Source organism: Corynebacterium fournieri (assembly GCF_030408775.1).
In the GTDB taxonomy this organism is placed as follows: domain Bacteria; phylum Actinomycetota; class Actinomycetes; order Mycobacteriales; family Mycobacteriaceae; genus Corynebacterium; species Corynebacterium fournieri.
On the sequence record NZ_CP047210.1, the window covers coordinates 281,551 to 302,986 of the forward strand.

The following is a 21,436-nucleotide window of genomic DNA, read 5'->3' on the forward strand; positions in this document are numbered from 1 at the left end:
TCACACCTCTCCACCGCTTTGCTACCGCGGCGAGCTCGACGGCTGGTTGCACTGGGTTTTCACGATTGACCAACGTTTGAGGTCAGTACAGCTAGAACACTCCGGCGATCAGCAGCATGGCCGGCAGGGCCAGGAAGGTAGTCAGGAACACGGTGTCGCGGCAGATCACTTCACCCGAGCGGTACGTCGCCGCGTAGTTGTACACGTTCTGCGCCGTGGGCAGCGCGCAGAGGATCAGCGCGGCGTACATCTCCTGGCCATCCAAGCCCAGCAGCGTGGCGACGACCCACGCCACCGCCGGCATACCCACCAGCTTCAACGCGGTGGCGGTGATGGTGGGGCCGCGGTGGCTCTGCAGCACCTTCTCGCCGGTGAGTGACGCGCCGAAGCTCATGAGGATCAGCGGGATGGACGCCCCGCCGAGGATCTCCAGCGGCGCGAGCACCGGCTCCGGCACCGTCCAGGACGACGCGGAGACGGCGAAGCCTGCGAACGCCGCGACCACCACGGGTGCGGTCAGGCCGGCCACCACGGACTTGCCTACACCCTTTGCGCCACGGTCCAACCCCGCGATGACGATGGGGGAGAGCACCGCCATTTGGAGGACGAGGGCGGGCACGACGAAGGTGGCGTCGCCAAGCACATAGGTCGCGATGGGCAGGCCGATGTTGACGGAGTTGTAGTAGCTCGCCGATGCCGCGCCCGCCATCGTCTCCGCGGCGTCCTGGCGGAAGAAGACCGCGCTGATCGCCCAGTAGATGAGCATGGTCACCACCGTGGCGACGGCGATGACCAGGATGACCGGGGAGAAGAACGCGTCCGTGTCCGAGACCGCCACCGAGGAGAAGATCAGCGACGGGGTGGCCACGTAGAACGCTATGCGGTTGAGCTGCAGGCGCTCCTCGCCCGGCCCGATGACGCGCTTGTGCGCGAGCCACCACCCCGCCGCGATGACGGTGAAGATGATGGCAAAACCGGTGAGGACGTCAAGCATGCGGCTGAGTGTATCGCTGGGGGTGGTCGCGTTTGGGAATGCGGCAAATATTTGCCACATTCCCAAACGCAACACTTAGGACAACGGCGCGTACGGCACGGCCTCGCCGATGCCGCTGAACCCGCCCCAGAACGACCAGCCGAACCATGCGAACGCCACCGCGGTGACCACGGCCCACAAAAGCATCGTCTTGCCGTTGAGCCCCAGCACCGGGATCAGCTCCGCACCAGAAGCGCCGCCGCGCACCTTCTGCACGCTCGCCACCGCCAGTGGCAGCGCCACCAGTGCCGCAAGCGCAGACACGGTGGTCATCGACAGCACCACGGAAATGAAGAACGGGAACAAAGTCAGGACGGTGAAGAGGGTGCGCGCTTTATCGTCGCCAAGCCTTACTGCGAGTGTGCGCTTGCCGGCGGCCGCATCGGTGGGGATGTCGCGGATGTTGTTGGCCAGGTTCACCGACGCGGAGATCGCGCCGATGGCCAGCGCGCACAGGAAGCCTTCCCACGACACCATCCCGGACTGGGTGTACTCGGTGCCCATCACGGCGACGAGGCCGAAGAACACGAACACCGAGACCTCGCCGAAGCCGGAGTAGCCGTACGGGCTGTCGCCGCCGGTGTAGAACCACGCCGCGGCGATGCACAGCGCGCCCACCAGCACGAGCCACATCGCGCCCGCCACCGCGGACAGGATCACGCCGAACACAGCGGCGGCGCCGAACGCGATAAACGCCGCCAGCTTTACCTGCTCCGGCGCGGCCAGCCCGGAGCCGGTCAGGCGCGTCGGCCCGGTGCGGTCGTCGTCGGTGCCGCGGATGCCGTCGGAGTAGTCGTTGGCGTAGTTGACGCCGATGATCAGCGCCCACGCCACCAGAAGCGCCAGCACGGCGCGGCCGGGGTGGGCCTGCAAGGTCAGGGCCGCCACGCCGGTACCGGCGATGACGGGGGCGAATGCGTTGGGCCAGGTGTGGGGGCGGGCGGCGTCCCACCAGTCGCGGGGCGTGGCAGTGTGAGTCCCAGTGTCAGTCATGCCCTCCATCATGCACCCTCCCTCGCCGGTCGGCTAGGGTAATGCGCCATGTGGATTGACTACGCCGTGCGCCAAGGGTTCGTGGCCACCGGCGCATTCGTTCGTCTCCCGTTGCTGCTCAACGCGGCGCACAACTCGGACAAGCGCTTCCCGGCAGACGGCGAGACCGTCATTTCCTTAACCACCCACGGCACCCGTTTGCGCTCGGCTGCCGCGGCGATTGCGTCGCTGCTGGTGGGCACGGTGCGCCTGCCGGTGCACCTGTGGCTGGACCCGGTGGATTTCCACGCCCGGTGGCCGGACGCGCTGCAGTCGCTTGCGAATCGCGGCCTGCAGGTGCACGAATCCACCGGCGGCTTGGGCCCGCACACCAAGTACTACGGCACGTTCCAGCAGTATCCGGGCTGCAACGTAATCACCGTCGACGACGATGTGCTTTACCCGCGCACGTTTGCGCAGAAGCTTATCGACGCCCCTTCGGCCTCCACCATCACCGCCTACCGCGCCCACAGAGTCGTGCTGGACGATAACGGCATTGCCCCGTATAAGAAGTGGAAGCCGGTGCGCAGCGCCGAGCCGTCGATTTTGCACTTCGCCACCGGCGTGGACGGCGTGCGCTACCCGAAGGAGATGGTGCGCTACGTCGCCGAGCGCGGCACGGAGTTTTTGGACCTCGCCCCACGCGCCGACGATGTGTGGCTGAACCACTGCGCCCTGCGCGCCGGGTTCCCGGTGAAGCAAGTTTCGGAGCGCTCGGCGAACTTCCCGCTGGTGCCGGGTTCGCAGCGTGTGCGCCTGTCGCGGGTGAACCTCTCCGGTGGCAACGACGTCCAAATCGCGGCGACGTATTCGGCGGAAGATGTAGCCAAGCTGCGCGCCGCGGAGTAGCGTTTGGCCGGTGAATGACACAGCCTCCACGAGGTGGCTCGGCCCCGCGCAACTAACTGCGCTGGGCTTTCTAGCTCTGATCCTCACCGGCACAGCGCTGCTTTCCATGCCGTTCGCCTCCGCTGACGGCGCGCCGACGGCGCTGGTGAGCGCGCTGTTTACCGCCACGTCCGCGACCACTTTGACCGGCCTGGTTACCGAGGACACTGGCAGCCACTGGAGCCTGGCCGGACAGCTCATTGTGCTTGCCCTGATCCAGGTGGGCGGCCTAGGCATCATGAGCATCACTTCGCTGACCGGCATGCTGCTCACCGGCAGGGTGAAGCTGCGCTCGCGGTATTCCACGGCCGCTGAGGGGCGGCCGATTTTGGATGGTGGGGTGAGGCGGACGCTCGTGGCAACGCTGCTGCTCACCTTCTTCTTTGAGGGGGCGGTGGCGGTGATCTTGGGCATTCGCTTCGCCACCGTCTACGGCATGGCGCCGGGGCGTGCCGCATACGAGGGCGTGTTCCACGCGATTTCCGGGTTCAACAACGCCGGCTTTGGTCTGCGTTCGGACAGCCTGGTCTCCTACAACACGGATGGGTGGATCCTCATCCCGTTGGCGGGTGCGTTGATGATTGGCGGGCTGGGCTACCCGGTGCTCTCCGAGCTGGTGCGCCGCGGCCGCGAGCGGGTGCGCGGTCTGGTCCACGGCGCGCCGGTGAGCTCGCGGCGGTTGTCAATCACCACCCGCATGACGCTGAAGGCGACCGCGTTTCTGGTGGTCAGCGCCACGCTTATCATCGCGCTGCTGGAGTGGCGCGGCTTCCTCGCCGGTATGCCAGCCAGCGTCAAGTGCCTCAACGCGTTCTTCTCCGGGGTGACACCGCGCACCGCGGGGTTCAACTCTGTCGACTACGCCGAGGCGCACCCGATCACACTGATGGTCACGGACATATACATGTTCATCGGCGGCGGGTCCGCGGGCACGGCCGGCGGCATCAAGATCACCACCGCGACCGTGCTGCTAGCGGCCATGCTCGCGGAATTCAAAGGCCGCGACGCCACCACCGTGGGCCACCGCACCGTGCCAAAAAGTGTGGTGCGACAGGCGATGACGGTGGCCGCGGCGGGACTGGTAGCGGTGACCGCAGGCGTAGCTACGCTGCGTATTTGCGACCCCCAGTTCACCGCCGACCAGGTCAACTTCGAGGTCATTTCGGCGTTTGCCACCACGGGGCTTTCCACCGGCATCACCGCGGATTTGTCCACCCCGTCCCAGCTCGCGCTGTGCCTGCTGATGTACCTCGGGCGCATCGGCCCGTTCACACTCGTCGCAGCGCTGGCGCTGCGCACCGTTTCCCGCAGGTTCGACTACCCCACAGAAAGGCCGTTCATTGGTTAACTTCCCCCGTTTCACGTCCACGCAGCGTTTGAATATCCCGCCCGTGGTGGTCATTGGCCTGGGCCGTTTCGGCGGTGCGATCGCCCAGGAGCTCACCCGCTACGGCGTGGAGGTCCTAGGCGTCGACGCGGATGAGCGGCTGGTACGCGAGCATGCGCCTTTGCTTACCGACGCCACCGTCGCCGACACCACCGACCCCGAAGCCTTACGCCAGCTCGGTGTTCACGACTTCAAACGCGCTGTACTCGGCATCGGCTCCGCGCTGGAGGCGTCCATCCTGACCGCCTCCAACCTGGTGGATCTAGGGGTGCCCGACATTTGGGCGAAGGCTGATTCGGAGTCCCACGCCCGCATTTTGCAACGCCTCGGCGTGCACCACGTGGTGCGCCCGGAGCACGACACCGGCCGCCGGGTGGCGCATCTGCTCGGCGGGAGGTTCCAGGATTTCGCAGAGCTGGCGGAGAACTACGGCGTGATCAAGATGGCCCCGCCGCGTGCGCTGCTGTCCGGCCCCTGCGACGCGGAAAAGCTGTGGGACAAGCACCGCGTGCAGGTGGTCTCCGTGCGCAACAGCAACGGCGAGTGGCAGCCGTTTGTGCCGGGCCAGGAGCTCTCCCCGTCGAACCTGATTGTGATGGCGGGTGCGCCGGACGACTTAGAGCGTTTCTCCCAGCAGTAGGGGCATGTGGCAGTCTTTGGACCAGTTCTGCTGGGAGTGGTTCTGTCTCAGCTGGTAAGTCTCAGTCCATCTGCAGCACGGTGCGAAGTTCCGCGAACAGCTCCGGGCGCAGCCGGTGGAGGACCGACCTGCCCAGGCGGCTCTTTTCTAGGAGCCCGGCCTCGGTAAGTTTTTTGAGGTGGTGGGAAACCGTCGGTTGGCTTAGCCCAGAGCGTCGCGTCAGTTCGCTCACGGTCATCGGCTCGCAGCCCTCTTCGGCGAGCCAGGAGAGTAGTTGCAGCCGGCCGGGGTCCGCCAAAACTTTGAACAGGGCCGCGTAACGCGTCGCGTCGTCTGCGGAGAGCAAGCCGGAGCCCAGCGAGCAGCAGTCGAGGCCAGTGACTGCTGTCGTGGCGACAGAATCTTTCATGCTTCCTACCTTTTCATATTGACAGCGATAAATGTGGCTTTTAGTGTTCGTATTGATAATCGTCAATAGATAAGGATTCCAGATGGAAGACACAACCTCTCAGCCAGTAGAGCGCATGTCATTTCTTGACCGCTTCCTGCCGGTGTGGATCATGCTCGCCATGGCGGCGGGCCTCGCCATCGGCCGCGCAGTGCCGGGGCTTTCGGGCGTACTCGAGCGCCTGGAGGTCGGCGGGATCTCGCTGCCGATCGCGCTCGGCCTGCTGGTGATGATGTACCCGCCGTTGGCCAAGGTGCGCTACGACAAGACCCGCGAGATCGCCACCGACAAACGGCTCATGACCGTGTCCATCATCTTGAACTGGATTGTCGGCCCCGCGTTCATGTTCGCGCTCGCCTGGATCTTCCTGCCCAACGAGCCTGAGCTGCGCACCGGCCTGATCATCGTCGGTCTGGCGCGCTGCATCGCCATGGTGCTGGTGTGGTCCGACCTCGCCTGCGCCGACCGGGAAGCCACCGCCGTGCTTGTGGCCATCAACTCGGTGTTCCAGGTGCTCATGTTCGGCGTGCTCGGCTGGTTCTACCTGCAGGTCCTTCCGTCTTGGCTGGGCCTGGAGACCACCTCGGTGGAGTTCTCCTTCTGGGCGATCGTCTCCTCCGTGCTCGTCTTTTTGGGCATCCCGCTGCTGGCCGGGCTGCTGTCCCGCATCATCGGCGAGCGCACCAAGGGCCGCGACTGGTACGAAAACACCTTCCTGCCCCGGATCTCCCCGCTGGCGCTGGTCGGCCTGCTGTACACGATCGTGCTGCTGTTTTCGCTGCAGGGCGACCAGATTCTGTCCAGGCCGTTGACCGTGGCCACGGTGGCGCTGCCGCTGCTGTGCTACTTCGTGGGCATGTTCGCTGTGGCTCTTGTAGTGGCAAAGCTGTCCGGCATGGACTACGCCCAGTCCGCCTCGGTGGCATTCACGGCCGCCGGCAACAACTTCGAGCTCGCCATCGCGGTGGCCATCGGCACCTTCGGCGCCACCTCCGCCCAGGCGCTGGCGGGCACAATCGGCCCGCTCATCGAGATCCCGGTGCTCGTCGGCTTGGTCTACCTCATGCGCGCCATCGGCCCGAAACTGTTCCCCGGTGACCCAACCCTGCCTAACCAAAGGAGCCTTACATGAAGCCCTCAGTCCTGTTCGTCTGCGTCGGCAACGGCGGCAAGTCCCAGATGGCGGCGGCGCTCGCCGAGAAGCACGCTGGTAGCAAGCTCGGCATCCACTCCGCGGGTACCAAACCCGGCACGAAGCTGAACCAGGAATCGGTCGAAGCGATCGCAGAGGCTGGCGCCGACATGTCGCACGGAACGCCCAAACCCATCGATCCGGAACTGCTGCGCAACGTCGATCGCGTCGTGGTGCTCGGCGAAGACGCGCAGGTGGAGATGCCTGACGGCGCCCGCGGCACGCTGGAGCGCTGGCACACCGACGAACCCTCGCACCGCGGCATCGAGGGCATGGAGCGCATGCGCCTGGTGCGCGACGACATTGACGCCCGTGTGCGTTCGCTTATCGACGAGCTAGTAGGAGCCGTACATTAGCTCGCTTGCTGGGTGCGCAATCCATCAATGAACACGTCGACGAGCCAGGCGCGCCTGCCCGCGAACGCTTCCTCCGCGGGCTCGGGCAGCGGGCGTGAGAGCGCGATGATGGCGAAGTGGAACGACAGGTAGTCGAGGTCCGGGGGGCACAGTTCGTGCTGTTTGGCTTGCGCAAGTAGCGGGTCGTAGATGGCTTGCAGCTGCGCGGTGGCGACAGCCCTGTCTTCGTGCGACAACGTGGGTAGCAGTTTGGGCAGGATTTCCTGGCCGACGGCGGGGAAGTTCAAGTTCACCATCTCGCCGATCGCGGAACGCCAGGTGTCTTCGGGTGCGTCGGGGAAACGCAGGAGGTGCTTGTCCACCACGTCGCGCATGCTGTTCATGATGTGTTCGAGCACCGCGCGGAAGAGCTCGTCCCTGTCGGGGAAGTGGCGGCTCGCGGTGGCCACGCCCACGCCTGCCTCCTTAGCGATGTTGCGCAGCGACACGCCAGGCCCCATCTGGGCGATGAGCGTGGAGGCGACCTCCACAATCGCTTGACGGTTTTCGGCAGCATCTTTTCGCATGACCCGCAGCTTACCGTTGACGCGCCAGAAGTGGAACAGTATGATCCATTTGTGTAATTGAAACACACTGTTCCATTTGGAGGAGATTATGTCCACAACCGTGGCGCGCCCCGCACCCACGCAGGGCGCAACAAAGAAGGCACTCGCCATGATCCTTGGCATCCCCGTCGTCATCGGACTGATGCTCTGGGCGTTTTTGGCCCCGACATTCGCGTCCGGGCCGGACGGGGTGCCGGTTGCGGTGGCCGGTCCGGGGCCTGTCGTCGAGAAGCTCATTGCTCAAGCTGAACAGCAAGAGGAGCACCCGGACTTCATCACCGTGAGCTCGCCGGAGGAGGCGGAGACGATGGTGCGCGACCGCGAGGCGGTTGGCGCGATCGCGATCGGTGAAGGCGGCGCGACCGTGTATACCGCCTCCGGCAATGGCGCACCGTACGTGCAAATGCTGAGCGGTGTCGCTCAAAACATGGAGGCCAGCGGCATGCCTGTGGAAACGAAGGATCTCGCCCCCACCACCAAAGATGACCCGCAGGCCCAAGGCCTCGCGCTGCTCGGACTGCCGCTCGCGTTCGGCGGCGTGATCTCGGGCATCTTGCCGACGCTGCTGCTTCGCGGGAAGAAGTGGTCGAAGGCTGCCGTGATTGCTGGTGTTGCAATGATTGGCGCCGGTGTCGCGGTCTGGATGCTGCACGGCGTATACGGCACCCTCTCCGGCAGCGTGTTCATGGAATGGTTGGCTGTGACGCTCGGCATCGCCGCGACGTCGTCGGTGACCGCGGGCCTCGGCGCGCTTATGGGTATGCCGGGTGCGGGCCTGGGCGCGGTGCTGACAATCTTCGTTGCCAACCCCTTGTCCGGCCTGGCCACGGGCCCGTGGTTGCTGCCGGCGGGTTGGTCCACGCTCGGCCAGCTGATGCCGATTGGCGCGACGGGCTTCCTCGTTCGCTCGCTAAGCTTTTTCGATGGTGCCGGGTCCACGCAGCCCTGGATAGTGTTGTGCTGCTGGATTCTCCTCGGCCTACTCCTGCTGGCCTTCGATCGCTCGAAGGCACCGACTGCTGAAACAACAACTGAAACTGCCTAACCCCTACGCCCGGCCCAAACGTGCACTATCACCTGGCCGGGATCATCGGGATTCGCTGTTTGTTGCGGAACCTCGACGCCTGCATGCGCGCCGGCGAGGTGCCGCGGTAGTGGGTGGTGGAGGGGGAGGTTGCGTACTTCGGATTTGTGGACGGTTTGCGGGAGCGTAGCTTCTCGTGCCTCACACCACCGCATTGTGGCACGAATTACACGATTGTGCTTTGCGAGCAATTGCTTTGCGACGATCCTCCGGTAGCAGTCCTTATTCTGGTCCTTCGACCCTGTACCCGCTCTCTTCCAGAAGGGCCACCGCCCGGGAAAGATTTCCGTGGATCACCCGATCCACCTCCGCGTCGTGGTAGAGGGTGCGGTGAAAATCGAGCCACTCTTCCCATCCTGTCTCGGGCGCAGCGCCGAACTCTCGGATAAGCAGTTCGACGACATCCGTGAGTTGCAAACGGAATTGAGGTCCGCCCATCGGGAAATGGATGTCCTGCTGCTGGGCTGCGGTGTCATACCTTCCCGCACGGGCAAGCAGTAGTCCTAGTGGCACCGAGTCAGCGTGGAACTGGAAATGCGAAGCGGGTTTGTTCCTGGCTTGCGATTCGTACTCGAACCGGACGACCGGGACGGGCTTCTTTCTCGCCCTGAACTCGATTTTGAAGGTGCTTTTCTCTATTTCGACATCGTCGTTGACATCGTCATATCTGAGTAGATACTCATAGCGGAGGACTAGGCGGTCGCTCCCAGAGTGGGCAATAATGACCGGATGAGTACCCTCGACGAATGCTCGTTGTCCGTCAGCCAGAATCTCCGCGTCGATCGGCGATGAGCCCTCAAGGGTCCTCTCGAGCAATTGCACCGTCAGCAGCATGAAGGCGCGCACTGCGTTTTCGAGGCCCCGTGATGAAGTCACGCCACTCCGTATCGGAGCCACATACAGGCCTCGTACCGCTCTAAGAGTCGCTCTTCCGCATACTCAATCGCACCAGCATCCCGTAAGCGACGAAGGTGCTCGACGGTGAGAGGTGCCATTTGGGCTTTCAAACTGGCGAGTTCTTCATCCAATTCCTCCACAGTTCTCCGAACTGGGGTCAGAGACTTTCTCATGGCACCTCCGTTCTTAGTTTTTAGGATGGGGAAGATAATTACGCATTTTAGACAGCTAAATGGGTAGGTTTCTACTCTCGCGCAAGCTAGTCTCGCCAGCGGGTGATAAAAATGCCGACCAAGTGTGCGAGGCCCAAGAAATCAGGCAATTCCGGAGGAAGGAGCAACGATGAACGAGCAGCAGTCGGAAAAACTACGTTCCTATTACGACAACACCGACACCTCCGATCTCATGGAAGATGCTCAACCAGGAGACCTGGGCAATGTCGCAGACCCCGAAGCTAGCGTTGCGTTTACTGTCACCATGCCTAATCGGGTTCTCCGCACCGCGCGGGGAATGGCCGCAGCCGAGGGAGTTTCTACCAACGATGTGCTCCGGCGGTTCATTGAAGCCGGAGTGGATGACCGGGCTGGGGCCGAGGCCTCAATTCCAGTGAGTAAGCTCCTTCGCCTCATCGACGAAGCCCGCGGCGCGTAACATCTGCCACCATGAGCGACGAGCAGACCAACGCACCGCAGTCCGAAACAGCATCCTGGTTCGCGGACAACCAAGCCAACTGGGATTCACGGGCCCACGCCCACATGTTCGGCAACTACGGCGGCAAGGACGAGCTGATCGCGGACAAGACCGCAATCAGCAGCGTCCTCGCGGTGGACATCGACCGCTTCGGCGACCTCACCGGAAAGTCCGTGTGCCACCTGCAGTGCCACGTGGGCACGGACACCATCGGGTTCGCCCGCCGCGGGGCGTCCCGAGTCGTTGGCGTGGATCTGTCCGCCGAGTCGATCAACTACGCCCGCGACTTCGCTGCCCAGGCCGACGCGGACGTCGAGTTCATCCAGAGCAACGTCTACGACGCTCGCGAAGCTGTCGACGGCGAATTCGACCTCGTCTACACCTCCGCCGGCGTGCTGTGCTGGCTGCCGCAGGTGCGGGGGTGGGCGGAGGTCGTCGCAAAGCTACTTGCTCCCGGCGGTACCTTCTTCATCCGCGACGACCACCCAATGTTCATGGCCATCGGCGAGGACGTGTCCCACGGCCTGCGTATCGAGCAGCCGTATTTCGAAATGCCCGACCCGCTGACCTGGGAGGACGAGGACAGCTACGTCACCACCCCGGGCGCGCCGAAGCTGGCTAGCCCGCGCAACCACCAGTGGAACCACTCACTCGGCGAGATTGTCACCGCGCTCATCGACGCCGGCCTGACCATCACCGCCCTCGAAGAAACCCCCTACTCCGCGTGGCGCCCCTGGCCCGAGCTGATGGTGGCAGACTCCCGCGGATTCATCCTCCGCGACAACCCCGAGCGCCTGCCGCTCCAATTCGCCATTACCGCGACGAAGTCTTAGGGGCCTTTGCCTATGGACGGGCCTTCGGTGGGCCACGCAAAGCGCAAGGTCCGGAACGCGATGGTCCAGATCGGGATCCGAGCCTTAGGCGGGCTACTGAGCTGGCCAGATAGCTAGTCTCGTCAAGCCCTCGCCCTGCCTCTGAAGCGGTGCGGAGGCCTAACGATTTGTGCCAGCGTAACCGTCAAATTGGCATATCGCAGAACGATATATAATCGTTGGCGGCCCCTAGGTCATATTCCTTTCTCCTTGGGGTCAAGCCTCCGCAAATGGCATTGCAGTGTCGCGGGGGCATTCTCTTTTTGCTTACCCGGCTACTTTCCTCGGAACAAGTTAAACAGCGCCATCACTCCAGAAATCGCTGCGGTGAGGCCTCCGAAGAAGAAGCCGATTGCGAACACCCCGGCGATGAACGACTCGGCGTCTGGGTCGAAGGTCTCGATGCACAGGCCGAAAAGAAAGAAGCACAACACGCCGAGGCCCGCGGACCACTTGAACACCTTGGCGGCCTTCGGGCGCTTGACCGGCGCGGGAGTGGGTTCCGTCGGAGCTGGGGCGTTCCAAGACGAGGGCACCGGCGCAGGGGTGTAGTGCGGAGTGTTCGCAGCGGTGAGGAGCTCTTCGGGGGTCGGGTCGGAAGGCGCGGGTTGCTGGGGTTCGGCGACGGGGCGGCTGGTTGCCGACTGGAGAGGCTGTGTAGTCAGATCCAGCTGAGCACCGTGGGGAGGCAAGGGCTCCGGAACTCGGCTGAATACGTTGCTCTGCGGATCGCCTGGCTGTCCCGTGCGGGTTGTCTTCTGGTCCATCGCTTCTCCCTCCGGCGTTGCGGTGCGTCTCGTCTCCGAGAGTAGAGCAGGAAACGGTCCACTGCGCTGCTTCTTTGGGTATCGGCAGGGTTGGCGTGGTTGGGCTGTCAGCTGACTGTCAATCTGCGGTTGACAGATATATGCCGGGGCAGGTTGAACTATTAATCGTTATGCAGTAATCAGGAGGTTGGAGCGGAAGCGCGTGACTCGGAAGCGCGTGAATTAGGAAAAGGGTGGTGGCGATGAAGGCGTTCACGGTGACTGCAGAGCGTGGGCCGAGTGGCGCATGGGTGCTGGAATGTGACGAACTGGGAGTGGTCTCGCAGACTCGAAGGCTCGACCGCGCGGAGGATGAGGCCGCGGAGGCGATCGCGTTTCAGTCCGGGTTGCAGCCGGGCGAGTTTAAGATCGAGGTCGTGCCTATCCTGCCTGCTGAGGTTGAGACGCTGCGGCAGCGTGCCGACGACCTCGGTGTGAAGGCGAAAGCCGCGTCGGAAAAAGCTGCGGCCGCGAGGTTTGCGTTGGCGCGCAAGATGAAAGACGAGGGGTTCACGCTCCGCGAGATGGGGCAGGTGCTGGGGGTGTCGTACCAGCGGGCGTCGGAGTTGACGGCGGGGTAGGGGGCTCGTGCCCCGTGACTTCGAGTCGATTCCCCTTAGTTTCCGAGCAACTTCGCTTAGAGCACTACCAATACGGGTGATAGGTTGGCCCGGCGCCTCGTTCCCAACGCAAGGACTACTGATGAGTAAAGGCGTTGCAATGTACGTTAGTTGGGGTTCACGCCGGTTAAACCGAAGATTGAATGAGAAGGATGTGCGCTATGCAAAAGATGCTGGGATTGCGGTTTTGGAGTCCGCCGCTAGTAGGCGGCGTTGCTCTTGCGCTACACCACAACCTCGATGATGGCACCTATGCAGATGCACCTGTGGTTATCGGTGTGTTGTTTGCAGTCATGGCCGTTGCGGCACTGTGCTTCGTTGCTGTGGCCGCGTTGAAAGCGGACGGGACCCAGCAATCAGCTCAATCACTTCTTATTCGAGACTCGATAGCGGCGCTTGCGATATTCGGTATGGCACTCATCGAGTGGTCAGGCACTGTGCTGGTGATTCTTTTCTGTGTTGCTGTTTGGGGTGTTGCCGCTTACATGCAGGCCCCCGAAAAACCGTCCCTCCATTCCAACCGGTAAGTCGGCGGTGACCGCATCTCATACGTCGACGGGCGGCTAAATTAGTCGAATAACTCCAGCACGGCCGTGCGGTTCACTTTGCCCGGCCCGAGCTGCGGCAGCGCCGCCACCGACTTGAGCTCCTTCGGGATCTGCCAGTGCGCGATGCGGCCGGCATCTTCCGCATCAGCCAGCGCGTCCAGGATGTCCGGCACTGCCGCGGAGCCGGTGTAGGCGGCGCAGATGCGCTGGCCAAAGCGGGCATCTTGCTTGCCGACGACGCAAGCGGCGGTCACGCCGTCGATACGCAAAAGCTCCTCTTCCAGCACCTCGGGGTGAAGCTTGAGGCCGCCCGAGGAGATGACGTTGTCCGTGCGGCCGAGGACGGTGAGCACACCGTTTTCCAGGGAGCCGGCGTCGGAGGTGCGGAACCAGCCGTCTTGGAGGTCGGGGGAGTCGAGATGGTGGTAGCCGCGGGCGACCATGGGGCCGCCGAGGTGGATGCGCCCGTCGACGATTTTCACGTGCGCGCCCGCGATGGGGCGGCCGTTGTAGACACAGCCGCCGGAGGTTTCGCTGGAGCCGTAGGTGGTGACCACGTTGATGCGCAGCTTCTTAGCCGAGTCGAGCAGGCGCGGGTTGGTTGCTGCGCCACCGACGAGGACTGCGGAGAACGTGCGCAGGGCGTCGATGCCCTTGAGTGTGGACGTGGCCTTGGCCAGCTGCATCGGGGTCAGGGCGGTGTAAGTGCGCTCGCCAGTTTGCGCGAGCTCGTGGGCGCGGGCAGCGAACTCGGCGACGTTGAAGCCGCGGGAAAGGTCGACGTATGCGGGTTCGACGCCGGCGACCATGCTGCGGACGAGGACTTGCAGGCCAGCGATGTACGCGGCGGGCATGGCCAGCAGCCACTGGCCCTCGCCGCCGAGCGCCTGGTGGGTGGCGTCTGCGCTGGAAATCAGGTTCGCGGTGGTGAGCATCGCGCCTTTCGGTTTTCCTGTGGAGCCGGAGGTGGACACGACCAGGGCGATGTTGTCGTCGATGGGCGCGCCGGGGTTGAGCGTGTTGCGCAGCAGGTTCGTGCGCGCCGGGTCGTTAGCAGGCACGGGCAACAGCGTGCGCTGGCCGGTCAGGGCCTCCTCGAGCGCGGGCATGATGGCCAGCGGGTTGGCGGGGTCGACGGGGAGAAGTTCCAGCAGGTGGGTCACTTGGCGGGCGTTTCGTTCTCGAGAGGGTTCGTAGGGGCGGTGCGGGCGAAGGCATTGCGCGACAACGGGCCGTCGATAGTCGCCCACAGCCCCGCGACTGTGAGTGCGGTGAGCAGCACGTACATCACCGGCACACTGTGGGGTGCGATGAGCACGGCAACGGCGTTGAATCCGATGTGGCACACCACAGCCAGCGCCCAGAGCTGCCAGCGGCGCTCGCGCACCGCGCGCAGCACGATCAGTGTGAACACGACGTGTGCGGCGATCGCGAGCGCGCGCTCGTACCAGCTTGTGGCGATCATGCCGATGCCGATGTTCTGCAGCGCCTCAATCTGTTCGGTAATGGCTTGCGCGGTGGCAGGGTCGTCGTTCCCAGTGGCCTGCGCTGTGATCGCGTCGCCGGTGGTCAGCAGCATGATGTTGCCAGCAAACAGGTTGGTGAAGAGTAGCAGCGCTTCTATGCCGCCGTGGCCCAGGCCGAAGCCGACGCCGTCGTTCCACTCGCGGGTGTTTTTGTCCCAGAAACGCAGCACGATCCAGCGGACGGTCTCCTCGAACAGGCCGGAGGTGACCAGGAACAGCGCAGCGGTCAGGGCGGTGGCCGTCGCTGGATCGAATGTCTTGCTGAACAGGAACTGCAGCGGAATAACCAGCGCGAACCTGGCCACCTGGGACAGTGGGAACGCCAGTGTGCCCCAGCCGAGCGACGCCCACCTGAAGCCGAGCCTGCGCCTCCCCACGAACCACGCGGCCAGCACGAGAGCGGCCAAGCCGACGAATTGCAGAATGAGAAGGCCCATCGTCATGGCAGAAACGATACCGGTGCGGTCGTGGCGGGTCGCGGTGGGCGGTGGAGCGGGCGGTGCGACGGGGCGGATAAACGGGCGTTTGCGGCGAGGTCGATATCTCGATGTCGATAGTTGCTGGTCACAGCGTTTCGTCGAATTTTGGCCGAAATCACCCCCGACGCGCTGACCTGGAACTATCGACCTGGAAGTATCGACATCGAGCCATCGACCCGGCTAGGCCCGCTCCTGGTCACCTGTAACGCAGGTCTCACTCCCCACCGATTACATAGACATGAGGAAGATCATCGCACCGGCCGTCGCTGCGGCGACCGCCCTTTCACTCACCGTCCCTGTCACTGCGACCGCCGCCACCTTGACCCCGTTTACCAAGGACGGCACCAACTACTGCCGCGTCACGCTCAACGACGTCGAGCGCGGCCCCGCCAACCAAGCCGAGCGCGCCGCGAAAACGCTCACGCACGGCATGTACGCCACCTCGGTCACCGAGGCATTCGAGGCAATGTTCCCAGAGCTGAAGAAGCTTGGCGACGAATACGTGGCCGAGCCGGACGTCGTCAAGCATTTGCGCCTGCTGCGGGACGACAAAACGCCCGAGGGCGACGTCCGCGCCGACGTCCGCGCCGCCGCGAAGGAGAAGCTGGCGCCGCTGGGCCTGCACACCACCGACGCCGACTTCTACCTGGACATGAAGGAAAGCGCCCAGATCCCGCTGGGTCCGGCCGGCCGCGCGCTGAAGGGCAACGCCGACTGGTTCGTGGGCATTGACGGCGGAGTGCCGAAGGTGCAGCCGCTTGGCGACGATTACGTGTTCGGCCGCACCGGTCAGAACACCGCGCAGTGGCTGCGACACGTGGAGGGTTGGCAGCGCGACGCGTTCGCCGCGAACATGAAGAAGACCTACTTTGGCCAGGTACAGGACACGTTGGAAAGCTCGTATTACTACGCGCTCGAGGAGGCCAAGACCTGCCACGACGGCACCAGCCACGTCATCTTCCCCACGCAGGACCTGAAGCTGCCGGAGACGCCGAAGCTGGAAAACGCCGACCTGGGCGACACCGCGCCTGAGCCGGGCCCCGCACCGAAGGACCCGGTGGAGACACCGGACGAAAAGGCACCGGAGACCTTCGACGCCAAGCTGGCGCAGATCATCGGCATCGTCGCCGCAGTGCTCGCCGCCCTGGGCGCGCTGTTCGCGCTGCTGCAGAACGCGGGCGTCAAGGGCCTGCCCACCATTCCGCAGATCCCGGGGTTGACCAAGTAGGTCTCCTCCTTGGGGAGGAGGTGGGTGCGCGGAGCCGTCGATAAGCTAGACACCCGTGCATGTGAAAACGGGTGACGCAGTGCTTGCGGTGGCGGCGGCGGTACTTGCCGCCGTCTACACCGTGAGTGCGATCAGCGGCCCGGGCGCCGCCGCCTGGGCGCAGGCGCTGCTGTCGTGGGGGTTCGTCGCTGCGTTCGCGGTGCTCACCGGCAAGCCGCGGGCGGCGTCGGCTGCGTTAGTGGTGCTCAACACCGCCTGGGCGCTGGTGTGGCTGGCTGCGCCGGTGAATCTGGGGTATTCGCTGTGGGTGCTGGCAGTGCCGGTGGCGGTGTTCGTCGCCGGCAGGTACGCCGGCAAACGCTTCGCACTTGGGGTGCTGGCGGCGGCGTGCGGGTGGGCGTTGCTCTCCCCGTTTATGTGGACGTGGGACGAGCAACTCGTGTTGTTCTACCGCCGTGGCGCAGACGGCGCGCTCACGCTGGCGCTGCATTGGGCAGCGTTCGCAGTGGCGTACCTTCTGGGTGCGAATCTGGCAGGGGAGGAGGCCGCCCGCCGCAGGGCCGCGGAAGCGAAGGAGCAACGCCTGGCGGCGGCGCGGGTGGACGAGCGCCAGGCCATCGCGCGGGACATCCACGACGTGCTCGGGCACTCGTTGACCCTGATCAAGGCGCAGGCCAACGCGGGGCTCGCGTCCGGGCGCGAGCGGGAGGCGCTGCAGCGAATCAACGCTGCCGCGGGTGAGTCGCTGGCGGAGATCCGCCTGCTCGTGCGCGGCCTGCGCGAAAGTGATCGCGGGTTCGCGCCGGTGGCGGGGATCGCGGAGCTGCCCGCGCTGGTGCAGCGCTTCCGCGACGCCGGCATGCAGGTCACACTCGACGCCCCGCCTATCGACGTCCCACCGGTGACCTCCCTTGCCATCCACCGCATCGTGACTGAAGCGCTGACCAACGCGGCCCGCCACCAAGTGGACCCGGTCGTCTCTGTAAAAGTGACACCGGGGCAGACTGTTGTGGTGGAGGTGGTCTCCACCGGGCGGGTGTGCCCGCAGCCCGGCACCGGCGTCGGTTTGGAAGGCCTGCGCGAGCGCGCCGCGAGCGCCGGCGGCACGCTCGAAGCATGGCAGGCAGGAGAGGAATTCACCGTGCGGGCGGAGTTGGCGGCATGATCCGGATTTTGCTTGCGGACGACCAACCGTTGCTGCTCAGCGCACTCGAGACCATCCTGGGCGCGCAAGACGACATCACCGTCGCGGCGACAGCCGCCGACGGGGCGGAGGCTGTGGAGAAGGCGCGGGCGCACCGCATCGACGTCGCCGTGCTCGACATCCGCATGCCGGTGCTCGATGGCATCGGCGCCGCCCGCACAATCATGGAGCTGGGCCCGCGGGTGATCATGCTGACCACGTTCGACGACGACGCGCTCATCCACGCAGCCATCGCCGCTGGCGTCCACGGATTTTTGCTCAAGGACGCAGAGCCGGACGTGCTCGCGGGAGCGGTGCGCGCGGTAGCCAGCGGCGAATCCGTCCTCGCGCCCGGCGTGACCGGCAGGGTGATGGAGTGGGTGCGCGAAGGTCCAGGTAGCCCGGCGTCGGCCACTGCGCTGGAGGGGCTGACCACCCGCGAGCGTGACGTGCTCGCCGAGATCGGCCGCGGAGCGACCAACGCAGAGATCGCCGCCGCGCTGTACATCGCGGAAACCACAGTGAAAACGCACGTATCCAGCCTGCTAGCCAAACTCGGCGCGCGCGACCGGGTGGCGCTGGCGCTGATCGCGCAACGCGCCGGCATCTCCTCCTAGAGGAGGAGGGATAGTGGTCCCGCCGACCGATGTGTAAGGCTTGCTCACCGCGGACGATAGGGGCATGACCGATACACAACTCGCCTGCCGCGGTGTCGCAGTTTCGTTCAGCGGGCACCAGGTGCTGCGCGATATTTCACTGACAACCACCCCGGGCCGCGTCCACGCGTTGTTGGGGCCCAACGGCGCGGGGAAATCGACGCTGATGTCAGTGCTGCTTGGCCTGATCCAGCCGGACGGGGGCGAGGTGACACTAATGGGCCAGCCGTTCACCCGCGAGGCGCTGCGGCACGTGGGCGCCTCGATCAATGACCCCGCCTTCTACAGCCACCTGAGCGCGCGCAACAATCTGCGCGTGCACACGACGCTGCTCGGCCTGCCCGACTCGGAGGCTGACCGGGTGCTCCAACTCGTCGGCCTGCAGGGCGCAGGCAAGAAGAAGGCGGGCACCTTCTCCACCGGAATGAAGGGCAGGTTGGCGCTGGCGCAGGCGCTCATCGGTGAGCCGGAGGTGCTCATTTTGGACGAGCCCCAAAACGGCCTCGACCCCGAGGGCATCGCCCACCTGCGCGCCTACCTGAGGGACTACGCCCGCGCCGGGCGCACTGTGCTGGTCAGCTCGCACCAGTTGGGCGAGGTGTTGCACATGGCGGACGATGCCACCGTCATTGCCGGCGGCGACGTCCGCTTCGCCGGGGAACTTGCGGAGCTGGGCCCGAACCTGGAGGAATCCTTCTTCCGCTTGACCGCAGGGGGCAGGAAATGAGTCTGCTTCGCGCCGAATGGATCCGCGCCAAAGGCTCAACGCTGTGGTGGCTCGCAGGAGCGGGGCTGCTTCTTGGCCTGCTGCTGACTGCTTTTTCGCTGGTCGGTGATGTTGGCTCCGCGAAGTCCCTGCTGTATCCCCAGGGGCTTTTGGTCACCGGCATGGCCGCACCCGTAGCGGCGCTGTTTGCGGGGCTGGCTGAAAACCGCGAGCGCGACACCCGCGCCGGGGGCACACTCTGGCGGCCCGGCTCTTACACGGGCACCCGCGCCGCCCGCATCACAGTGGTGTGGCTGGCCCTGGCCGTGTTCGTCATTTTGGACTTCGTGGTGCCCGTTGCGGCGGCGCTAGTGTTCGGCCTGGACGGCGCTGCGCAAGTCGCGCTCGTCGGTGCGTTTGTGTGGCTCGGCATGCTGGGCCCCGCGGGCCTGGCAGCCGCGGCCACCCGCCGTGTTGGGCTGTTGCCGACGCTCGTAGCCGCATTCGTGTTCACCATCGAGCTCGGGTACTTCGTGGAGCGAAGCTGGTGGTGGTGCAACCCCGGTGCCTGGCCCGCGCGCTTGGCGTTGCCCACGATGGGACTGCACTTCAACCTGTTGCCGCTGGAGGAGACCTCGCCCATGGCCGGCGAGTCGCCGTTTCCTGCGCTCGCGCTCACCTTGCTTCTAGCCGCGGCCGGATTCGTCGCTGCCGTGCTCACCCCGCGCCGCACGCGACCCATTTTTAGGCGCCGCACCACCCACGAAGTCGTTGCGCCCGCGCCTGCTGGGCCAGCCATTCCGAGGCCCGCGCGCACCGGGTTTGTGTCCGCGTGGAAGGGGGTTGCGAGGGCGGGGCGGATGCCGTCGTTAAGCATGGTGCTTGTGCTCACCGCACTGGTACTTTTGCTCGCCACACGTTATCCGGCGGACGTGCGCCAGGCGCTGTTCGCGTACGCGATCCTCCCGGTCGGCGCAGGCGTATTGCCCACGCTTGTGTGGCCGCGGATCCGCCCGGCATGGGCGCTGATGCAAGTCGAGCACCCGCGAGTCGGCGTCGCGTTGATGAGCTGGTTTACCAGCATTGTTGCGCTTGTGTGCCTGCTCGCGGGTGTGGTGGCTGGGAGCGCGCGTTTTGGTGTGCTCGCCGTGATTGCCGGCACCGTCCTCACCCTCGCCGCGCTCGCCGTGACTGTGCGCTTCGGCGTGATGTGGACGCTGGCGGCGACAATCCTGGTCACGATCGTTTCTGCCACCATCGGCGGTGACGTGCTGGCGGAGTCCTTCCTGTGGATCGCCGCGGTGCCCGCCTGGCCCGTGACCGCGACTGGCCTGCGGGGGTGGGTTGCGCTCGCGGTTGGCGCCATTCTGCTGGCCGCGGTGGTGGTTGTGCTGCTCCGGGTACTGCGCGGGATGCGCCCGGTTCGGCGCTGAGCCGCGCTCAGCCGGCGCGGTTGAGCGGGCCTTCCGCGTGGTAGCGCCCGGTGGGGGCGTTGTAGGTGGCGCGCTCGCGGGAGTCGTTGATGGAGAAGTGCCAGGTGCCGCCGTTGTCGCAGGTGCCTTCCGTGATGTTCTCGCGGAAACCGTCCTGGATCTCTGCGCCGGCGGAGGCGTGCACCGGCTCGAGGAGACCTGCGCAGCCGAGGTCCGGGTAGGTCACCGGGATGCGGCCGCCGCGGTCGCGGGTGCCGAACTGCACGCGGTAGGACTGGTCGTTGAGCTCCGAGATGTCCGAGACCTGCTTCATGGTGCCTTCGCGCGGCACGTTCAGAGGGTCGGGCTGGTCCATCTCCGCCAGCTGCGCGGTGTCGGTGGTGGGGGTCCAGTGGATCAGGGTCACGTCGTCCAGCGGGTTGCCCACGACGGTCTCCTCCGGGCCGAACGCCTTGACCAGGCGGTTGCCGTGCAGTTCGAACTGGGTCGCGGTCAGCGTTGTGCCGTCCGTTTCGTATTGCGTCAGTCCCGGCTGCACGCCGGCGGTGAACACGGTGGGGTAGGTGCCGGCGGCGTCAACCAGGTAGTCGGCGGTGGCCGTGAGGGTGCCGTCGAAAAGCTGCAGCACGCGCACCGGTGCCGGGCCTTCCTTACCGGCGCGCAGGAGCAGCTCGAGCTCGGTGTCGCCGTCGACATCGATGAGGTCGTAGGTGAACGTGCCGTCGAGGCCGTCCTGGTCGGCGAAGTATTGCGCCGGGTCCGCAAGTGCTGCGGCGTACGCGTCGCGCTTGTTGGGTACCGCCGACGATGGCGGGGGCGCGGGGAGGTTGTCTTCGTCCGCAACCGGCGCGACAGGGTCGGCAGCGGGATCGTCGGCGGGCGGGGTCGCAGGCTCAGCAGGGGCGGGGGCATCAGCAGGCGGTGCCGCCTCCGCGGAGGTATCGGCGGCATCAGCGGCGGTCGGGGTGTCTGGAATGTTTCCGTCGCACGCGGCCAGAGTCAGCGAGGCGGCGACGATTGTGGCTGTCATCGTTCGTCTCAACATGCCCGGAGCGTAACCCGCGGACCTTGAAGCGCCCTGAAATACCCGTACAGGTGTCTAATAGTAGCGGGGGAATTGGCTCCGA

General features: G+C 65.2%; 24 protein-coding genes and 1 pseudogene. 16 read left to right on the plus strand and 9 right to left on the minus strand.

The window, feature by feature from the left end; all coding sequences use genetic code 11:
* Positions 1 to 91 precede the first annotated feature (91 nt).
* Both CFOUR_RS01260 and CFOUR_RS01265 read right to left on the minus strand, forming a co-directional pair.
* Complete coding sequence (locus CFOUR_RS01260) at positions 92 to 994, minus strand: AEC family transporter (RefSeq protein WP_085956871.1); 903 nt, start codon at positions 992 to 994, stop codon at positions 92 to 94.
* Between the two features lie 75 nt (positions 995 to 1,069).
* Positions 1,070 to 2,035 (minus strand): 1,4-dihydroxy-2-naphthoate polyprenyltransferase, encoded by a 966-nt coding sequence (locus tag CFOUR_RS01265; protein WP_085958344.1) that lies wholly within the window; start codon positions 2,033 to 2,035, stop codon positions 1,070 to 1,072.
* Positions 2,036 to 2,074: 39 nt separating this feature from the next.
* Between CFOUR_RS01265 and CFOUR_RS01270 the strand changes: the two genes are divergently transcribed.
* Genes CFOUR_RS01270 through CFOUR_RS01280 form a run of 3 tightly spaced genes read left to right on the plus strand, consistent with a single transcriptional unit; the run spans position 2,075 to position 4,980 of the window.
* Positions 2,075 to 2,914: a glycosyltransferase gene (locus CFOUR_RS01270; protein ID WP_085956870.1), complete on the plus strand. Its 840-nt coding sequence runs from the start codon at positions 2,075 to 2,077 to the stop codon at positions 2,912 to 2,914.
* 10 nt (positions 2,915 to 2,924) lie between these two features.
* Positions 2,925 to 4,301 carry a TrkH family potassium uptake protein gene (locus CFOUR_RS01275; RefSeq protein WP_070475261.1) on the plus strand — a complete coding sequence of 459 codons (1,377 nt, stop codon included), beginning with the start codon at positions 2,925 to 2,927 and terminating at the stop codon, positions 4,299 to 4,301.
* Positions 4,294 to 4,980: a potassium channel family protein gene (locus CFOUR_RS01280; protein ID WP_070475260.1), complete on the plus strand. Its 687-nt coding sequence runs from the start codon at positions 4,294 to 4,296 to the stop codon at positions 4,978 to 4,980. Before CFOUR_RS01275 ends, CFOUR_RS01280 begins: the two co-directional genes overlap by 8 nt.
* A 61-nt stretch (positions 4,981 to 5,041) precedes the next feature.
* On the opposite strand, the gene CFOUR_RS01285 is transcribed toward CFOUR_RS01280, so the two are convergent.
* Positions 5,042 to 5,389, minus strand: coding sequence for an ArsR/SmtB family transcription factor (locus CFOUR_RS01285; RefSeq protein ID WP_070475259.1), 348 nt, complete (start codon positions 5,387 to 5,389; stop codon positions 5,042 to 5,044).
* 82 nt (positions 5,390 to 5,471) lie between these two features.
* Here CFOUR_RS01285 and arsB point away from each other — a divergent pair, with 82 nt between their 5' ends.
* Both arsB and CFOUR_RS01295 read left to right on the plus strand, forming a co-directional pair.
* Positions 5,472 to 6,560 carry an ACR3 family arsenite efflux transporter gene (gene arsB, locus CFOUR_RS01290; protein WP_085956869.1) on the plus strand — a complete coding sequence of 363 codons (1,089 nt, stop codon included), beginning with the start codon at positions 5,472 to 5,474 and terminating at the stop codon, positions 6,558 to 6,560.
* Positions 6,557 to 6,976, plus strand: coding sequence for an arsenate-mycothiol transferase ArsC (locus CFOUR_RS01295; protein ID WP_070475257.1), 420 nt, complete (start codon positions 6,557 to 6,559; stop codon positions 6,974 to 6,976). The genes arsB and CFOUR_RS01295 overlap by 4 nt, the downstream gene beginning before the upstream one ends.
* Here CFOUR_RS01295 and CFOUR_RS01300 read toward each other — a convergent pair.
* Entirely contained in the window at positions 6,973 to 7,542 is a 570-nt protein-coding gene (locus CFOUR_RS01300) for a TetR/AcrR family transcriptional regulator (protein ID WP_179154772.1), read from the minus strand. The two genes, CFOUR_RS01295 and CFOUR_RS01300, sit on opposite strands and share 4 nt — an antisense overlap.
* 88 nt (positions 7,543 to 7,630) lie before the next feature.
* Here CFOUR_RS01300 and CFOUR_RS01305 point away from each other — a divergent pair, with 88 nt between their 5' ends.
* Positions 7,631 to 8,626, plus strand: a complete 996-nt coding sequence (locus CFOUR_RS01305; protein ID WP_038609485.1) for a membrane protein — start codon at positions 7,631 to 7,633, stop codon at positions 8,624 to 8,626.
* A gap of 261 nt (positions 8,627 to 8,887) precedes the next feature.
* On the opposite strand, the gene CFOUR_RS01310 is transcribed toward CFOUR_RS01305, so the two are convergent.
* Entirely contained in the window at positions 8,888 to 9,499 is a 612-nt protein-coding gene (locus CFOUR_RS01310; RefSeq protein ID WP_255711044.1) for a hypothetical protein, read from the minus strand.
* A 405-nt stretch (positions 9,500 to 9,904) separates the two neighbouring features.
* Here CFOUR_RS01310 and CFOUR_RS01315 point away from each other — a divergent pair, with 405 nt between their 5' ends.
* Positions 9,905 to 10,213 (plus strand): hypothetical protein, encoded by a 309-nt coding sequence (locus CFOUR_RS01315; RefSeq protein ID WP_038609488.1) that lies wholly within the window; start codon positions 9,905 to 9,907, stop codon positions 10,211 to 10,213.
* Between the two features lie 11 nt (positions 10,214 to 10,224).
* Entirely contained in the window at positions 10,225 to 11,085 is an 861-nt protein-coding gene (locus tag CFOUR_RS01320; protein WP_085956868.1) for a class I SAM-dependent methyltransferase, read from the plus strand.
* Positions 11,086 to 11,399: 314 nt separating this feature from the next.
* Here CFOUR_RS01320 and CFOUR_RS01325 read toward each other — a convergent pair whose 3' ends face one another.
* The gene (locus CFOUR_RS01325; protein ID WP_143338954.1) at positions 11,400 to 11,891 is read right to left on the minus strand and encodes a hypothetical protein; all 492 of its coding nucleotides are present in this window, start codon (positions 11,889 to 11,891) and stop codon (positions 11,400 to 11,402) included.
* A 242-nt stretch (positions 11,892 to 12,133) separates the two neighbouring features.
* Here CFOUR_RS01325 and CFOUR_RS01330 point away from each other — a divergent pair, with 242 nt between their 5' ends.
* Entirely contained in the window at positions 12,134 to 12,511 is a 378-nt protein-coding gene (locus CFOUR_RS01330) for a hypothetical protein (RefSeq protein WP_085956866.1), read from the plus strand.
* A gap of 200 nt (positions 12,512 to 12,711) precedes the next feature.
* Positions 12,712 to 13,077 (plus strand): hypothetical protein, encoded by a 366-nt coding sequence (locus tag CFOUR_RS01335; protein ID WP_085956865.1) that lies wholly within the window; start codon positions 12,712 to 12,714, stop codon positions 13,075 to 13,077.
* A gap of 41 nt (positions 13,078 to 13,118) precedes the next feature.
* Here the strand turns inward: CFOUR_RS01335 and menE are convergent, their stop codons facing one another.
* Both menE and CFOUR_RS01345 read right to left on the minus strand, forming a co-directional pair.
* Entirely contained in the window at positions 13,119 to 14,261 is a 1,143-nt protein-coding gene (menE, locus tag CFOUR_RS01340; protein WP_085956864.1) for an o-succinylbenzoate--CoA ligase, read from the minus strand.
* Positions 14,258 to 15,067 carry a YhfC family glutamic-type intramembrane protease gene (locus CFOUR_RS01345; RefSeq protein WP_085956863.1) on the minus strand — a complete coding sequence of 270 codons (810 nt, stop codon included), beginning with the start codon at positions 15,065 to 15,067 and terminating at the stop codon, positions 14,258 to 14,260. The genes menE and CFOUR_RS01345 overlap by 4 nt, the downstream gene beginning before the upstream one ends.
* A gap of 274 nt (positions 15,068 to 15,341) precedes the next feature.
* On the opposite strand from CFOUR_RS01345, the gene CFOUR_RS01350 reads away from it, so the two are divergent.
* From CFOUR_RS01350 to CFOUR_RS01370, 6 genes and pseudogenes are all read left to right on the plus strand, one after another.
* The gene (locus tag CFOUR_RS01350; protein WP_085956862.1) at positions 15,342 to 16,331 is read left to right on the plus strand and encodes a hypothetical protein; all 990 of its coding nucleotides are present in this window, start codon (positions 15,342 to 15,344) and stop codon (positions 16,329 to 16,331) included.
* A gap of 55 nt (positions 16,332 to 16,386) precedes the next feature.
* On the plus strand, positions 16,387 to 17,496 hold the full coding sequence (locus CFOUR_RS01355; protein ID WP_143338953.1) for a sensor histidine kinase: 1,110 nt from the start codon (positions 16,387 to 16,389) through the stop codon (positions 17,494 to 17,496).
* Positions 17,493 to 18,131: a response regulator gene (locus CFOUR_RS01360; protein ID WP_085956860.1), complete on the plus strand. Its 639-nt coding sequence runs from the start codon at positions 17,493 to 17,495 to the stop codon at positions 18,129 to 18,131. Before CFOUR_RS01355 ends, CFOUR_RS01360 begins: the two co-directional genes overlap by 4 nt.
* 136 nt (positions 18,132 to 18,267) lie before the next feature.
* Positions 18,268 to 18,609: pseudogene (locus CFOUR_RS11370) on the plus strand (ATP-binding cassette domain-containing protein); the annotation flags it as partial.
* Positions 18,595 to 18,897 carry an AAA family ATPase gene (locus tag CFOUR_RS11375; protein WP_435383889.1) on the plus strand — a complete coding sequence of 101 codons (303 nt, stop codon included), beginning with the start codon at positions 18,595 to 18,597 and terminating at the stop codon, positions 18,895 to 18,897. The pseudogene CFOUR_RS11370 and the gene CFOUR_RS11375, both read left to right, overlap by 15 nt.
* Positions 18,894 to 20,309 (plus strand): ABC-2 family transporter permease, encoded by a 1,416-nt coding sequence (locus tag CFOUR_RS01370; protein ID WP_290179695.1) that lies wholly within the window; start codon positions 18,894 to 18,896, stop codon positions 20,307 to 20,309. The genes CFOUR_RS11375 and CFOUR_RS01370 overlap by 4 nt, the downstream gene beginning before the upstream one ends.
* A 7-nt stretch (positions 20,310 to 20,316) precedes the next feature.
* Here CFOUR_RS01370 and CFOUR_RS01375 read toward each other — a convergent pair whose 3' ends face one another.
* Positions 20,317 to 21,339, minus strand: coding sequence for a hypothetical protein (locus tag CFOUR_RS01375; protein WP_269952428.1), 1,023 nt, complete (start codon positions 21,337 to 21,339; stop codon positions 20,317 to 20,319).
* Positions 21,340 to 21,436 lie beyond the last annotated feature (97 nt).